The organism is Pseudomonas sp. 51_B, from assembly GCF_017491595.1.
Taxonomy (GTDB): Bacteria; Pseudomonadota; Gammaproteobacteria; order Pseudomonadales; family Pseudomonadaceae; genus Aquipseudomonas; species Aquipseudomonas promysalinigenes.
On the sequence record NZ_JAFGYW010000660.1, the window covers coordinates 1 to 223 of the forward strand.

A 223-nucleotide genomic window follows, 5' to 3' on the forward strand; every position below is an offset into this window, starting at 1 on the left:
GGCTGGAACGTGGTCACCAGCGGCGATGCTGGCACTGCGGGCAATTATGGGTTGGACGAGCACTACGACTACGATACCCGCTATGCCCGGGCCCAGGAACATGTCCAGGTAGTTCAGGGCCTGTGGGACTCGTGGGAGGACGATGCGTTTACCCGCAACAAAGAGACCGGCGAGTTTTTCGACCCGGCCAAGCTGCACACCCTGGGCCATCAGGGCGAGTTCT

Annotated in this window: 1 protein-coding gene; it reads left to right on the plus strand. The window is 61.4% G+C overall.

Annotated features, from left to right (window positions below):
• Positions 1-223, plus strand: a 223-nt coding sequence (locus J5M56_RS26595; protein ID WP_207938265.1) for an LLM class flavin-dependent oxidoreductase, incomplete at both ends; no start/stop codon positions are given.